This window comes from Mesorhizobium album (assembly GCF_033977205.1).
GTDB lineage: Bacteria > Pseudomonadota > Alphaproteobacteria > Rhizobiales > Rhizobiaceae > Mesorhizobium > Mesorhizobium album.
Map to the genome: position 1 here is coordinate 86,565 of NZ_JAVIIW010000021.1, position 13,454 is coordinate 100,018.

At 63.0% G+C, this 13,454-nt stretch carries 22 protein-coding genes and 1 pseudogene; 10 read left to right on the plus strand and 13 right to left on the minus strand.

From position 1 onward, the window contains the following. The first annotated feature begins 14 nt into the window (after nt 1–14). Both RFN28_RS18660 and RFN28_RS18665 read left to right on the plus strand, forming a co-directional pair. Nucleotides 15–947, plus strand: a complete 933-nt coding sequence (locus RFN28_RS18660; RefSeq protein WP_320288788.1) for a dimethylarginine dimethylaminohydrolase family protein — start codon at nt 15–17, stop codon at nt 945–947. A 156-nt stretch (nt 948–1,103) separates the two neighbouring features. Then, nucleotides 1,104–1,182 (plus strand): annotated as a pseudogene (locus RFN28_RS18665) (ABC transporter ATP-binding protein); the annotation flags it as partial. Here RFN28_RS18665 and RFN28_RS18670 read toward each other — a convergent pair. Then, nucleotides 1,172–1,354 (minus strand): hypothetical protein, encoded by a 183-nt coding sequence (locus RFN28_RS18670; RefSeq protein ID WP_320288789.1) that lies wholly within the window; start codon nt 1,352–1,354, stop codon nt 1,172–1,174. The pseudogene RFN28_RS18665 and the gene RFN28_RS18670 sit on opposite strands and share 11 nt — an antisense overlap. A 137-nt stretch (nt 1,355–1,491) precedes the next feature. On the opposite strand from RFN28_RS18670, the gene RFN28_RS18675 reads away from it, so the two are divergent. The 5 genes from RFN28_RS18675 (at nt 1,492) to RFN28_RS18690 (ending at nt 3,212) form a co-directional block, all read left to right on the plus strand. Beyond that, nucleotides 1,492–1,752: a hypothetical protein gene (locus RFN28_RS18675; protein ID WP_320288790.1), complete on the plus strand. Its 261-nt coding sequence runs from the start codon at nt 1,492–1,494 to the stop codon at nt 1,750–1,752. Between the two features lie 3 nt (nt 1,753–1,755). Further along, entirely contained in the window at nt 1,756–2,016 is a 261-nt protein-coding gene (locus RFN28_RS18680; RefSeq protein WP_320288791.1) for a hypothetical protein, read from the plus strand. A 142-nt stretch (nt 2,017–2,158) separates the two neighbouring features. Next, nucleotides 2,159–2,638 carry a class I SAM-dependent methyltransferase gene (locus RFN28_RS18685; protein ID WP_320288792.1) on the plus strand — a complete coding sequence of 160 codons (480 nt, stop codon included), beginning with the start codon at nt 2,159–2,161 and terminating at the stop codon, nt 2,636–2,638. Nucleotides 2,639–2,781: 143 nt separating this feature from the next. Then, entirely contained in the window at nt 2,782–2,889 is a 108-nt protein-coding gene (locus tag RFN28_RS35025; RefSeq protein ID WP_441328174.1) for a DUF7832 domain-containing protein, read from the plus strand. 5 nt (nt 2,890–2,894) lie between these two features. Then, nucleotides 2,895–3,212, plus strand: coding sequence for a DUF7832 domain-containing protein (locus tag RFN28_RS18690; RefSeq protein WP_441328173.1), 318 nt, complete (start codon nt 2,895–2,897; stop codon nt 3,210–3,212). 5 nt (nt 3,213–3,217) lie between these two features. On the opposite strand, the gene RFN28_RS18695 is transcribed toward RFN28_RS18690, so the two are convergent. The 4 genes from RFN28_RS18695 to RFN28_RS18710 form a co-directional block, all read right to left on the minus strand. Continuing rightward, a complete protein-coding gene (locus RFN28_RS18695) occupies nt 3,218–3,922 on the minus strand; it encodes an SOS response-associated peptidase (RefSeq protein ID WP_320288794.1) in 705 nt (234 codons plus the stop codon). A gap of 109 nt (nt 3,923–4,031) precedes the next feature. Next, a complete protein-coding gene (locus RFN28_RS18700; protein ID WP_320288795.1) occupies nt 4,032–4,250 on the minus strand; it encodes a hypothetical protein in 219 nt (72 codons plus the stop codon). Nucleotides 4,251–4,834: 584 nt separating this feature from the next. Continuing rightward, nucleotides 4,835–4,981 (minus strand): hypothetical protein, encoded by a 147-nt coding sequence (locus RFN28_RS18705; protein WP_320288796.1) that lies wholly within the window; start codon nt 4,979–4,981, stop codon nt 4,835–4,837. Nucleotides 4,982–5,087: 106 nt separating this feature from the next. Next, nucleotides 5,088–5,321 carry a hypothetical protein gene (locus RFN28_RS18710; RefSeq protein ID WP_320288797.1) on the minus strand — a complete coding sequence of 78 codons (234 nt, stop codon included), beginning with the start codon at nt 5,319–5,321 and terminating at the stop codon, nt 5,088–5,090. 162 nt (nt 5,322–5,483) lie between these two features. Here RFN28_RS18710 and RFN28_RS18715 point away from each other — a divergent pair, with 162 nt between their 5' ends. Then, nucleotides 5,484–5,921, plus strand: coding sequence for a YqaA family protein (locus RFN28_RS18715; protein WP_320288798.1), 438 nt, complete (start codon nt 5,484–5,486; stop codon nt 5,919–5,921). A gap of 158 nt (nt 5,922–6,079) precedes the next feature. On the opposite strand, the gene RFN28_RS18720 is transcribed toward RFN28_RS18715, so the two are convergent. Then, the gene (locus tag RFN28_RS18720) at nt 6,080–6,667 is read right to left on the minus strand and encodes a TetR/AcrR family transcriptional regulator (RefSeq protein WP_320288799.1); all 588 of its coding nucleotides are present in this window, start codon (nt 6,665–6,667) and stop codon (nt 6,080–6,082) included. 148 nt (nt 6,668–6,815) lie between these two features. Here RFN28_RS18720 and RFN28_RS18725 point away from each other — a divergent pair, with 148 nt between their 5' ends. Then, nucleotides 6,816–7,703, plus strand: coding sequence for a class I SAM-dependent methyltransferase (locus tag RFN28_RS18725; RefSeq protein ID WP_320288800.1), 888 nt, complete (start codon nt 6,816–6,818; stop codon nt 7,701–7,703). 118 nt (nt 7,704–7,821) lie between these two features. On the opposite strand, the gene RFN28_RS18730 is transcribed toward RFN28_RS18725, so the two are convergent. Further along, the gene (locus tag RFN28_RS18730) at nt 7,822–8,364 is read right to left on the minus strand and encodes a phosphatase PAP2 family protein (protein WP_320288801.1); all 543 of its coding nucleotides are present in this window, start codon (nt 8,362–8,364) and stop codon (nt 7,822–7,824) included. A 39-nt stretch (nt 8,365–8,403) separates the two neighbouring features. On the opposite strand from RFN28_RS18730, the gene RFN28_RS18735 reads away from it, so the two are divergent. Continuing rightward, nucleotides 8,404–8,886, plus strand: coding sequence for a DUF2127 domain-containing protein (locus tag RFN28_RS18735; RefSeq protein WP_320288802.1), 483 nt, complete (start codon nt 8,404–8,406; stop codon nt 8,884–8,886). Between the two features lie 156 nt (nt 8,887–9,042). Here the strand turns inward: RFN28_RS18735 and RFN28_RS18740 are convergent, their stop codons facing one another. The 6 genes from RFN28_RS18740 to RFN28_RS18765 all read right to left on the minus strand — a co-directional run bounded on the left by RFN28_RS18740 (nt 9,043) and on the right by RFN28_RS18765 (nt 13,433). Then, a complete protein-coding gene (locus tag RFN28_RS18740) occupies nt 9,043–9,465 on the minus strand; it encodes a hypothetical protein (RefSeq protein ID WP_320288803.1) in 423 nt (140 codons plus the stop codon). A gap of 48 nt (nt 9,466–9,513) precedes the next feature. Beyond that, entirely contained in the window at nt 9,514–9,717 is a 204-nt protein-coding gene (locus tag RFN28_RS18745) for a hypothetical protein (protein WP_320288804.1), read from the minus strand. After that, on the minus strand, nt 9,714–10,112 hold the full coding sequence (cueR, locus tag RFN28_RS18750; RefSeq protein WP_320288805.1) for a Cu(I)-responsive transcriptional regulator: 399 nt from the start codon (nt 10,110–10,112) through the stop codon (nt 9,714–9,716). Before cueR ends, RFN28_RS18745 begins: the two co-directional genes overlap by 4 nt. Before the next feature lie 11 nt (nt 10,113–10,123). Further along, a complete protein-coding gene (locus tag RFN28_RS18755; RefSeq protein ID WP_320288806.1) occupies nt 10,124–11,635 on the minus strand; it encodes a multicopper oxidase family protein in 1,512 nt (503 codons plus the stop codon). Between the two features lie 461 nt (nt 11,636–12,096). Continuing rightward, nucleotides 12,097–12,654 carry a hypothetical protein gene (locus RFN28_RS18760; RefSeq protein ID WP_320288807.1) on the minus strand — a complete coding sequence of 186 codons (558 nt, stop codon included), beginning with the start codon at nt 12,652–12,654 and terminating at the stop codon, nt 12,097–12,099. Further along, nucleotides 12,651–13,433, minus strand: coding sequence for a DsbA family protein (locus tag RFN28_RS18765; protein ID WP_320288808.1), 783 nt, complete (start codon nt 13,431–13,433; stop codon nt 12,651–12,653). The genes RFN28_RS18760 and RFN28_RS18765 overlap by 4 nt, the downstream gene beginning before the upstream one ends. Between the last annotated feature and the right edge of the window lie 21 nt (nt 13,434–13,454).

The window sequence follows — 13,454 nt, forward strand, 5'->3', positions numbered from 1 at the left end:
TCGAGGAGAACACCATGACCGTCCATGACCGTATCGTCGCCGAACCGTTCTCGCTGCAGCGCCGCAACCCCGCCGGCGGCACCAAGCCGCTGACCGCCTGGGGCTTCGCCAATGAGACCGATGTGCTGACCGACGTGCTGCTCGGCTCGCCCAATTTCCTGTGCCATCTGTCGACCAGCTCGTTGTCGAGGAAGCATTTGCGTGAGGCGCCCTGCAACATCCAGATCGCGCAGGCGCAGCACAAGGACCTCGTCGCCGCCTACGAGCATTTCGGCGTCAAAATCCACTGGCACGAGCCGACGCCCGAACTGCCGATGCAGGTCTATTCGCGCGACTCCAGCGTCATGACGCCCTACGGCGCCTTCATCACCGCCATGGCCAACTGGTGGCGGCGCGGCGAGAACTATGCCGCCATCCGCACCTATGAAAAGCTCGGCATCCCGATCTACGACATGGTGACGGCCGGCACCTTCGAGGGCGGCGACTTCAACGTCATCGAGGAGGGCGTGGTTCTGATCGGCTGCGGCGGCGCCCGCACCCAGGAAGAGGGCGCGCGCCAGGTGCAGGCTTGGTTCGACAAGGAAGGCTGGGAGACGCGCATCGCCTTCATCGACGAATATTACGTCCACATCGATCTGATGGTGGTGCCGATCGCGGAAAAACTCACCGCCGTGTGCCTCGCCTGCACCGAGCCCGGCATCGTCGACTGGCTGAAGGGCAAGGGCCACGAGATCATCGACGTGCCCTTCCAGGACACGATGGCGCTCGGCTGCAATTTCATGTCGCTAGGCAAGGACAGGGTGATCGCGCCGACCTCCAGCAAGACGTTGATCGAAAAGCTGAAGGCTCGCGGCTTCGAGGTCGCGGCGGTCGATATGAGCGAAATCTCCAAGACCGGCGGCGGCATCCACTGCATGGCCCAGGCGCTGAAGCGGGAGAAGGCGTAGGATTCAGTTCGGTCACTACGTTGCTAATCTCGGAGGCCGCGATCCTTCGCGCCCTCTCTGTCCGGTTCACCCTCCGAAGCTGCAGCGCAGCTGTTGCGGAGGATGGGCACGACAGGGGCTCCGTAGAACGCTAACCTATCCTGTGTTAGCTACAGCCCCGGATCGGAGCGCGCCGTAGTTCCAGAACCACTCGCTGCTGCCCTGGCTCACGGTCTACGAGAACATCAACCTCGCCCAGCCCGCTTCGGCGCGCCGAGCGCATCGAGCCTTTCCTGCAAGTGCCCGTTGAGCACGATCATCTCTTTCAGCGCCTTCACCGGGTCGCCCTTATGCTGGGCGATGAAGCGCTCGGCGATCGCCTGAAGCGCCGCTTCCTGGCGGCTGTCGAGCCTGACGATGTGATCCATGGCGGTCGCTCCGTGGCTTCCATTAGCATGTGAACAAAAAGGGAACAAATTTGTCAAGGACGAATTGACTCGGCGAGGAATGGGTTCCTATTTTGTCAGGAGGTGGGGCGGTTGCTCAGGATTCAGGGAGAGCCGCGTTGGGCAGACGGAAAAGCCGCTATGACAAATTGTTCCGGTCGGACGCGGAGGCGATCATTCGCGATGCGCTGGAGTTGCGCCAGACAGTGTTGGCGGCGCAGCTCAACCTCAAGGCCAACGGCGAAATGTACTGGCGGCTCAACGGCTTGGTGGAGCGGCTGCATGAGGTGATGGGCGCGGTGGCTGGCCGGGAACCCGATTTCCGTGCCGCCTGGCTCGGCCTCTTGCCGCTGCCCGAGGATTATTCAGACCGGACATGAGAAATGGCCGGACCCATGGACAGCGTCGGCCGGGCGGCCAAGGCCAACATGCTGCTCGTCGTCGAATGCCGCCACTGCTACCATGTCGGCCGCTTCAAGGCGAACGACGTGGCCAAGGTGGCCGGCTGGAACAAGCCGCTCGAAGCCATCCGCTTCCGCTGCAAGCGCTGCGGCCGCAAGGACACGGAGGTCAAGACACAGTTCATCGACCAGGACCACCCGCCCAAGGGCTATATCTGGGTGCTGCAGAAGGCGAGGACATAGTCGCTAGACGCTTCTCCACCGCGTATCGATCGCTCAAGGACGACCTGACCAATTTCAGCAAGCACTCATGGGATCGACGGCGTGCCCGGCCGAACCTACAGTGGCGGCCCTCGACACCCTCAAGCCTGCCCGGAGCCGAGCCATGGACAGCCGCCTCGATCGCATGATCGCCCGCCTCACCACCCAGCGCCGGGCACTGGAGCGGGCGGCGGAGGAGACCCGGGATCTGCCAGGCCCAGTGCTGGAAATCGGCCTGGGCAAGGGCCGCACCTACAGCCATCTGCGCAAGCTGTTCCCGGAGCGCCGGATCATCGCCTTCGACCGCGACCTGCACGCCCCGGCCGATGCGGCGCCGGCCGGCGCCGACCTGGTGCTGGGCGATTTCCGCGAAACGCTGTCCGCCTTGCCCGGCCGTGCGTCCGCGGCCCTGGCCCATGCCGATTTCGGCAGCGAGGACCGCGCCCGCGACGCCGCCCAGGCCGGCTGGCTGGCGGCGCTGATCGACGGGTTGATGGCACCAGGCGGACTGGTGGTCAGCGACCGGGCGATGCAGTCGCCGCGCTGGACCGCCTTGCCCTTCGACACGCCGGACTGGCCGTATTTCCTCTGGCGCGTGAACTAGGAGGTGAAGACCCAGTTCATCGACCAGGACCACCCGCCCAAGGGCTATATCTGGGTGCTGCTGCAGAAGGCGAGGGGCCGATGAGCGCAGTTGCGAACGTCGGCCATGAACGACATAATCTGCCAGGTGGTGGGGGTTGCACTATGAAGTATGATGATGCGTCTTGGCATTCCGGAGGAAACTTTCCACGGGAACTGCCTCCCGAAGCCGGTGCCACACATATTGCAATGTTCGTTGCCTGGCCGCTTTGAACGGATTGTCCGGGGAGATGCATACTGACGAGTTCCCGGCCGAGCTGGAAAGTCTGAGATCGAGAAGCCTGACCCCGCGACAATGGTTCCTCGATGTCTGTGACGGTAAGTTCACTGACGATGACTTGAACGACGACGGTAATCTTTTCGCAGCCTACTACTACGATGCCCCGGATGTTGATCCTGTCTCGTACATTGCCGACTATAGCTATGCCTTCCCCGACGGGGAATCGCTCTATTCCGTTGAGGATGGGTGGGAAACCTATACGATGATCCAACCGATACTCGATCGCCGCTACAAGGATTGGCTGTTGACGCGATAGTTTCCCTAAAACAATGACCCCTGCGCCGGCGGCTCGGCCGGAAACTTGATCTGCGTCGCCGGCTTTTCGACGATCACCAGCGCGTCGTCCGGCGCCGGCCGCTGCAGCTTCTTTGCTTCCGACCATGGCGCCGTCAGCCACAGCTCAGTTTCCTGCTGCGTGGTCAGGATCACCGGCATCGCCTTCTCGTGGATGGGCGCGATCAGCGCGTTGGGCCTTGTTGTCAGGAAGCCGTAGAGCTCGTGGTCGCCGGGGCCTTCCTTCACCTTGCGCACGCCGTGCCAAGGTGTCCACAGGCCGGCGAAGAAGAACAGCGGGCGGTCCTCGCTGAGCGCAAACCAGAAGTTCTTCTGGACACCTGTTTCCGGGTCCTTGTCACCGGGCGTCGGCGAGGGCTCGGCAAAGCTCGTCACCGGTACCACGCAGCGGTTCTCGATGCCGAGATAGGGCAGCCAGTGCGCATATTGCGGGTTGCGGATGTTGGTGGTGCCGGAATCGGCGTTGCCGCGCATTCGCTCCGGCGGCGTCGGCATGCCCCAGCGCAGATTGGCGAGTTCGCGGCTGCCGTCGGCCACGTTGCGCACCACCGGCGCCGGCTGGTTGGGATAGATGTCGACCGAAGGCTCGAGGTTGCCGGAGATGTCGCGCAGCGCGCGCGTCCACTGGCGGATCGCCTCCTGGCTGGTGGTGATGTTGTAGAGATTGCACATCGGCAGCACTTCCCGTCCGCCGATTGTTCTCGCATTTTTGGGGCTAAGCGCAAACCACCCGGTCGCGGAGGGGAGCCGATCGTGCCAGTTGCTTGCGTACCGGATCGTGTCAGCGCCCGCGCTTGCCGCGCCGCTTCGCCTCGACCGGCTCCTCGGTCGGCGGCTCGCCCGGCAGTCCCAGCCGGTGGCGTTCCTCCTCGGCGAAGGCTTCGGCTTGCGCGTGGACGTCGAAGACCTGGTGCGTCAGCCTGCCACCTTCGACGACGCGCACCAGCCATTGGCCGTTGATGAATTTCACGCGGACACTGTCTGGTTCGCCTGCCACCATGTGCAGCTCCAGCTCGTTGCCTCAGGAACCGCATCTCAAAACAACGATCCTAGGGCGGAATGAATTGCTACAAGCTTCCGCTCATCGAGCTCTAGTAGGGGGATAGTAGCAGGAAGCCGGTCGATTTGACATCGGGAATTAAATATCGAAAATACACCGCTATCATGTATAAAAGCGAGTTCAGAAACCTTAACTCTGGTGTGCCCGGCTGAATTCGACTTCGATCTGATGTTCAGGCCGCGGTAACGGAATGGCCGGGCCTCTCGAACGCATTCGAGCGAAGGGCTTTCCGACACGGCGATGGAACTGGTTTCGGAACAGGCGCGCTATGTGGTGGAATGCTTTATTGCGCAGCGTGCTAGCACACCGGCGGCCCGGCAGCCTGGGGGGGTGTATTGGGTTCGGCGGCCGGGCCTGACCGGAGTTTGCGAGCCTGCCGGCTGTCTCGAACATGCGCTTATGCTCACGTTAGGGCAAGAACGACCTAGGCCCTAGGACCAAAGCAGTGGGGCGGGCGCAAACGGCCGAGTACAACCAGCCGCACGCGCGAGGCTCAGGCGCCTGCACGGCAAACCGGCCGAGGATCAGAAGCCGAAGAACTGCTTGCCGACGAGATAGCCCAACGCAGCGACCGCCAGCGGGAACAGGGCCGGCGCGATCCTGCCGAGCGGCGAGGATCTTATCTCCCTCGCAGGGGCGTTGGGCTTGGCATTGCCGAGGTTCTTGGTCATGGGGCCACGCCGGAAATTTGCTGCCGAGTGACCCTTAATATTAGAAACCGCTGATTAATTTTCTCACAATTCGATCGGCGCAATTTGCAGCAATCGTCGGTGGTCGCTATTCCGCCTGCTGGGTGCGCTCGGCGAGCGCGAAGGCCTGCAGGTTCCTCGATTTGCCGAGATCCTGATCGGCATTGGCGATGATGGCGTGGAAGGCGGCGCGGGCGATGTCCTTTTTCTTGGCCTCGGGATGCACCTTGCGGACGGCCTTGACCAGTTCCTTCGGCGTCATGTCGGGGGTGACGAGGCGCATCAGCGTATCGCCTATGGCCTGCAGTTCGCTGGCGTCCATGACGAGAACCCTGTATTGGCTGCGAAAGCCTAGCATATAGCGTGGCCAGAGCGTTACTTTTGTGATGCGAACCGGTCAAAATCGCGGCGGGGCGATGGCCTTCTAACCCAAGTCGTCGATGATCGGCATCCGAAATGACCAAAGGCGAATTGACTGGCCGCAATGCTTGGTGACCTTGCCGCCTTCGGCGGACTCTTCCTGGCCGCCTTCGCCGCCGCGACCATCCTGCCGCTGCAGTCGGAAGCGGTGCTGGTCGGCCTGCTGTTGGCCGGGACCCATTCGCCGCTCGCGCTGGTTCTGGTCGCGACGATCGGGAATGTGCTTGGCTCGGCGGTCAACTGGCTGCTGGGCCGCGGTATCGATCGTTTTCGCGACAGCAAATGGTTCCCCGCAAAGCCTGCCGCGCTTGACCGCGCGGCGGCGCGCTACCACCGCTATGGAAGATGGAGCCTATTGCTGAGCTGGGCTCCGGTTATCGGCGATCCGCTGACGGTGATGGCCGGCGTGCTGCGCGAGCCCCTATGGAGCTTTCTCGCCATCGTCACCGTCGCCAAGGCTAGCCGATACCTGGCGCTGGCGGCCGCTACGCTCGGTCTTTAGATGTTCGTTAGGACGGTTCAGCGTTTCCATCAAAAACCGAACCGCTCTATCTCTTTGTTTTGACGCAATTCCGGACGGAGGGCTACGGCGAAGTCGTCGAGCCTAACCATTTCATACTTTTCCTAGAATTGCTCCAGCCGGTCGGTGCTTCACGTGGCCTATGCGCCGATGCCCTTGGCCGCCATCCGCTGGAACAGGTCGTCAACTTGCGCCGGTGGAAGGCCGGCGTCTTCGGCAAGCCACCAGGCGAGGACTGCAAGGAACGCGCCGACAATGAACTGGACAGCGAATTCCACGGGCACGCCATCGTGTCCGATCCGCTTCTCGACGAGCTCGGTCCGCACAGTGCGCCGAATCCGTTCGCGCAGTTCGTCGTGGATGGTGTCGCCGCTGGTTGCAAGCAGCGCGTGATGAAGTGAGCGGAAGGCATTCGCGTGCTCGAACATCGGCAGGCTGAATTCGAATAGCCGCTTGCCTGTCTCCTGACCATCCGACACGCGCCTGCGGCTGAGCGAGCGCAGGTGCACCTCCATGGTCGCGCTGCGCAGGGCGTCCTTGTCGGCGTAGTGGGTATAGAAAGTCGACCTCCCGACATTCGCCTGCCGGCAAATGTCGTCGACCGTGATGGCCGCATATCCGCGCTCAGGGATCAGGGCGATGAGCGCGTCCTGCAGCAGGGCCCGCGTCCGCGCGACGCGGCGATCGATCGTGTTTGCACCGTCCGTCCGTTCGATTTTCATGGTCATGGCCCCTTGCCGCGCCCAGTTCTGGACATCCGAGGGTTCGGTGTCCGGCAATAGCAATTCTGGACATTGTGTCCAGTATGATACGCCAAGTCCAGAAGCTCATGGATGTCTTGGGCACGACGCAACCACGACAGTGAGGTCGCAGACCATGCTCTCATCTGGTCATCATGCCGGCAACCGGCCGCATTCGCGCAAGATCCGCATAGCGCTAATTCTGCCTGCAAAGCTGTTGCTGGTCGCCGGCTTCCTTGTCCTCGCCCAATTGGGCATGGGCCATATTGCGGCCGGCGCCTGGGCGGCAGGGTTCCATGGACTCGTCCTTGCGACGATCGCGGTTTTGGCGCTGTGGGGCGGCCTGCGTCATAAACGGTTTCTCGGCAAGGACCCGCACGGCGCGAGCGACAGGGGCATCGGCATCGTCCTGCACCGCGCGGCAGCCTACGACATGCTTGCGCGCGCTCTTACCTTTGGCCGCGAGGGTCGCTTTCGCGAATCCATGCTTGGCTTGGCAAAGCTCCAGCCCGGCGAAGCGGTGCTCGATGTCGCCTGCGGAACGGGAACGCTCGCGATTGCCGCGAGGAGGCGGGTGGGTTCGGATGGAAGTGTCACGGGTGTCGATGCTTCAGCCGAAATGATCGGGCGGGCACGTGCGAAGGCCGAGCGGTCTGGCCTCGATCTGACCTTCGTCAACGGGACGGCGCAGCAGCTTCCCTTCAAGGATGCGCAGTTCGACATCGTTATCGGCACGCTCATGCTGCATCACCTGTCGAAGCCCGCGAGATCGGCCTTCTTCCGCGAAGCAGAACGTGTTCTGAAGCCCGGAGGCCGGCTGTTGCTCATCGATTTCGGCAGACCGGTGCGCAAATCCAGATTGCCGAGATTCCACCGGCATGGGCATGTCGACATGAATGCGATCAGGACACTGTTGATCGAGATCGGATTCAAGATCACCGGCGGCGGCGCCGTCGGAACCATGAACCTGAACTACGTCAGCGCGACGACGAACAAGGAACCCTGCGGGCATGAGCCCCGCTAGAATCGTCGCCGCGCAGCCCGAATCGACCGCAGATAAAGCTGTTCGAACCTGATCACATATGCGTTTAAGCCGCGCGTGGCTTTTACGGTGCGCGCGACCAAGCCGCTATGCGGAGCGCCTACAGAATCTTCGTCACCAAGGCATCGAGCCGCGAATTTTCGCGGTAGCCGAGCCGCACCGCCAGAGCGGCGATGAGCCCGGTTGCGGCGCCGCCAAGGACGTCGCCGGCATAGTGGATGCCGATGTGAAGCCGCGACCAGCAAATCAGCAGCGCCATGGCGAACAAGGCAAGCGTGCGGCGCGGCAGCGCCTGCATGGCGAAGGCGGCGACGATGGCCATGCTGGCGGTCGCGTGGTCGGACGGGAAGGACCAGTCGGCGCTGGGCGCGATGAGAAGATGCGTGACGCCGGCGTCGTAAGGCCTGATGCGGTGGACGAACAGCAGGATGACCTGGTTGATGCCAAGACCCAGCAGGAAGGAGAGGCCGGCGGACAGGCAGGCATATCGCACATGGTTGCGGTCGGCCCTCGACCACCATTGCAGGGCGACCGCGATCACCATCAGCGGCACGCCGATTTGTGAGATGGCGATCATTGTCCTATCAAGGAGCGTGCTGATGCCGGCAGCGGCATTGATCCAGTGGGTTACGGCTGCATCCATGCGCTATGATTTCCTTGGGGTTGTTATGAGGGCTGGTTCGTGAAGCCTGTCGATGAGCATCGCATCCATCAGCTCTTCGAAATCGGCGTGTGGCTGAAGGGGGCGCATGCGTTGATCGAATGCGTCGGCGGCATTCTGCTCTATGTCATCAGCACCGACACCATCGCTTCCTGGGTCAACACCCTCACCCAGGAAGAGTTGATCGAAGATCCGAACGATTTCATAGCGGGCTATCTGTCGCAGATGGCGAGCCACTTCTCGGTCGCGAGCAAGCAGTTCTACGCCTTCTACCTGCTCAGCCACGGCCTGATTAAGCTGCTCCTGGTCATCGGCCTGTTGCGCGGCAAGCTATGGTCCTACCCGGCCTCGCTCGCCGCGCTCGGCGCCTTCATGGCCTACCAGGTCTACCGTTACTCCTACACGCACTCGCCCGGCCTGCTCGTGCTGACCGTCTTCGACGCGATCGTCATGTGGCTGATCTGGCAGGAGTGGAGGGCAGTGCGCCGCCACATGGCCGGCTGAGCGCGCGGCGCAGCCGTCTCCACCGGGCCTTGCGAGCCGTGACGTCACCCTCCGGGCCGGCCTTGGCAGGTCGCCACAAGACTGTCCGTCCGGAATTGCGTGAGAAATGATTGGTGCGGTTCAGCGATCTACCCGAAGGCTGAACCGCTCCATCTCTTACGCCGGGACCAGGATGGCGATCCGGTGAATGCCGACTTCCTTGCTCGTATTCGTGGCCTGGTCGGTCTTGCCCTTGGAGCAAGTGTACACGTCGCCGACCTTGAGCTTGAACTCCTTGTCCACCTTTTTGATGGTGAACGCGCCCGCGGTGATCGTGCACACCATGTCGTTGTCCATCACCGTTTCGGGAGCGGTTGCTCCGGGCTGAAAGACCGCGTCGATGATCTGGATGCTCTTGTAGGCGGGAATGTCGGAATTGCCGGTGCCGACTTCCACCACTCTGACGCCGGGCGCGATCTCCTTGCCTTCCTTCGGACCGTACTTCTTGGTTTTCGCAAATGTCGCCGTTGCGAACAGGGGCGCAACCGTCGCGGCCGTCACGCCGAGAGCGATTGCAGACCTGCGATTCATCGTTTTCATCGCATCCTCCCTAACCTGTCATGCACCGATGAGCATGGCCACAGCATATTAGCACAGGCTGATTTTGTTGTGCAGAACAGCGTTGACCGGCTTCTTGGGGCGTACCTCACTCCACCTTTGACGGAACTTCGAATGGCGGCTCGAGCAGTCCTGCAGGATGAGATGCAGGAGATGTCCGGCCGGCATGCCGGCCGGATCGACCTCAGCGACGGCAAGCGCCACCAGCGCCGCTGCGGGCGTTGGCCGCTTCAACGCGCCATGCGCTCTCCGGCCAGCTCGTCGATGATCGGGCAGTCCGGTCGGTCGTCGCCCTGGCAGTGCTCGACCAGGTGGCTGAGCAGACGGCGTAGGCTGGCGAGCTCAGCGATCTTCCTGTCGATCTCCGCCAGCTTGGCCTCGGCAATCGCCTTGACGTCGGCGCTCTCGCGGTTGCGGTCCTGATAGAGCGACAGCAGCTGGCGGCACTCGTCGACCGAGAAGCCGAGGCTGCGTGCGCGCTGCAGGAAGCGCAACTCGTGGATATCGGCCACCGAATAGTCGCGATAGCCGTTATCCGTGCGATCCGGCCGCACCAGGCCGATATCTTCGTAATAGCGGATCGTCTTCGGAGGCAGGCCGGAGCGATCCGATGCGATGCCGATGTTCATGGCGAAATCTCCTATGCCTGCACGTCGACAATGCCCATCATGCCGAGCTGCTCGTGCTCGAGGATGTGGCAGTGATACATGCGCGACCCCGGCCGTTCCTGACGCATGACGAGCCGCACCGTCTCGCCGCGCGCCACGTTGACCGTGTCCTTCCACGCCAGATAGGGCGGTTTGGAGACCCTGCCGCCGCGTTCGCGCTCGACCACCTGGAATTGCGTGCCGTGGAGATGGAACGGATGGTCCATGTCGGCCTGGTTGACGATTTCCCACAGCTCGGGTTCGCCGGCTTTGGCGACGATGTCGACGCGCCCCATGTCGAACGCCTTGCCGTTGATCAGGAAGCCCATCTCCATGCCGGTGGCGTTCATCGCCATGGTTTCAGTGAAGACGAGGCGGCGGCTGACGGTGGGAGCCGCAAGCCGCGCGATTGACCTCAGCCGCTCGGGCAGCGGCGGCATCGCCTCGGCCGGCGCGTCCGAGACATCGACCGTCAGCAGCGTCTGCCCGGCGTCTGCCGGCCGGCCAGGCCCCATCCAGCCGCGGTCATAATCGAGCGTGGTGAGCGTCGCCGCGCCCGGCCTTTCGAAGGCGACCACCAGCTCGACGCGCTCGGCCGGGCTGAGCAGGATCTCATCGGTTGCCACCGGCTTCTCCAGTAGGCCGCCGTCGCTGCCGATCACCGTCATTACGGCGTTGGCGAAGACGAGCCTGAGGAAGCGCGCATTGGTGGCGTTGTAGAGCCGCAGGCGCCGCTTCGCGCCCATCGCCACAGTCAGCTTGGGGTTCTTCTGGCCGTTGACCAGCACATGGTCGCCGACGCGGCCGTTCATCTGGTCGTTCATGGTGCTGTCGGGCATCGAGCCGTCGGCGGCAAGGCGAAGGTCGGTGAACATGAGCACCGTGTCGCCATAGGCGGCCGGCACGGGATCGGCCTTCGCCTTGACCACGAAGGCGCCGGCAAGGCCGCGATAGACCTGCTCGGCCGTCCGGCCATGTGGATGCGGATGATACCAGTAGGAGCCGGCGCTGCCTTCCGGCAGATCGAAGGCGTAGATCCGGTCCGCGCCCGCCGCCACCGGGTCCATCGGATTGCCGTCCTGGTCGGCCGGCACCGGCATGCCGTGCCAGTGGATCGTGCTTTGCTCGCCAATCCGGTTGGCGAAGGTGATCTCGACGCGATCGCCCTCGAAGGCCTCGATCAGCGGGCCAGGGCTCGTACCGTTATAGGCAAGGATCGGCGTGTCCCGGTCGGCGACAAAACGCGCCGTGGCGGACTGAGCCGTCAGCCGCGCCTTGAACAAACCCGGCCGGCCGGCCTCGTTGGCAAGCGGTGGCAATGCGCGCAGCGCCTCGCCTTCGGGCAGCGAGGCAGCGCCTTGGCCCATGGCGCCCATCTCATGGCCCGCATGGCCCATGTCCATGCCCGGCATATCCGACATGCCGTCCATCTTCATCTGCGCCAGCGCGCGCGAGCCCGACAGAACCGTCGCCAGGCCTGCCGCCAGAAAGCTGCGTCGATGCACCGTTTTTCTCCTCGATCGTGATCGGGAGGCCGCCGAGGCGACCTTTCCGCACGCTACGGGTTCCAGTAGCTGGAAGGTCAAGCGAGATTTGGCGGGCTGGCGGCCGCGCGTGCCTAAAGCCTCAAGCGGCCTCCGCCGCGCGCAGGCATCTCCAGGCTGCAGTGCTGTCGCGCTTGTGCCTCCTCGCGTTCTCTCGCTTTGAGGTCGCGGGTGCAGATCGTCATGCCCGAAGGTATTTGACGAGCGCGGCAATCGCGAGCACGAGCGCAGCAATCACCAGCACCCAGACAATGGCCATGCCGCCCATCATCCACATGCTGTTTGAACCGTCTATCATTGCCAATCATCCTTACGACGGCGAAGGTAGGCTTTTTCGCCGACGCATATCGTCGAAAAAGCGTGAACTAGCTCCTCGTGCATTTGCGTCAAGGCGGTCAGGCCCGCCTGCCAGCCTGCGCGAACTACCCGTTCCCGCCGCAGCCGTCGGAGAGGTTCCAGACATCCACGATCTGCTCGCCGGTAAAGCCGTGCTCCCGGATCAGGTATTTGGCCAGTCCGCCATAAAGCTTCCAGCGCCAGCACGGGCAGCAGCACGGTCCTTTCTCGTTGGAATTGGCCATCGCAAAGTCGTAACGGCGCTGCTCCTCGGCAGTGAGTTGTCGGTCATAGTAAGGCATCATCTGCTGCGCGGTCGGAGCCGCAATGTCGTAGGGGTCGGGCGGGATCATCGCTATGGCGCGGTATTTCGTGAGGCCCTTCACCTGCTCGACGTAGCGTTTCATCTCCATCGGGCTGCAGCACGAGCCCTTGATCCGCGACATCGGCGGCATGGTCGCGATCGACTCCGTGAATTTGGCCGAGCAGGTGGCGTTGCCGTTGCGGCTCAGATCCTGAAAACGGCTTGCCAGGCCGGGGTCCTCCTCGGCCTGCGCGGGGATATCAACCTCCGGCAATCCAGATACGGTAGCGGCGGCGATGATGCCGAGAACGGCCGTTCGCCGATTCAGTTTCGCGCTCATTTTCTGCTCCTCGCCTGTTCGATCAGTTTCTTCATCGTCACAAGGTCGGTCGCGCCCGGAAAGATCTGGTCGCCGACGACGAAGCCCGGCGTGCCCGTGATCCGCAGTGCCTGGGCGAGCTCCGCATTGTGATCGATCGATGCCTGGATCTCGGGCTGCTGCATGTCGGTCTTCATGCGCTCGACATCGAGCCCGGTCTCGGCCGCTATCTTGAGCACGGCTGCCTCCGTCATTCTCGTCCTGGATCCGTAAAGCGCCTTGTGAAACGCCGTATATTTGCCTTGCTTGTCGGCTGCCAGCGCCGCCTTGGCGGCGAACACCGAATCCGGGCCGAGGATCGGGAATTCCTTGTAGACGATCCTGAGCTGCGGATCGCCGGCAACAGCCTGATCCATGATCGGCGCCATTAGTCGGCAATAGGGGCAATTATAGTCGAAGAACTCGACCATAGTGACGTCGCCTTGCGGATTGCCTCCGATCGGGCTCTCTCTGTCGCGGAACAGGTCGTCGGCATGCTTGGACAATGCGGCCTTGACCTCGGCCGCCTCCGCCTCGCGCTGGCGCTCCTCAAGCTTTTGCAGCGCCTCCATGAGCACCTCGGGGTGCGCCAGGATGTAGTCGTGTATCCGCTGGTCGAGCTGGTCCTGGGACATTTCGCCGGCCGCGCTCGCCGGTTGCCGGGCGCCGGGATTGAGCAGGAGCCAGCCCGCCAGGCCGGCAATGAGCAGCATCCGGACGGCGCCGCGACAGCGGCCTACCCGTCTTGTCATGGTGAGCATGCGTTTTCCCCTTTCCTTGTC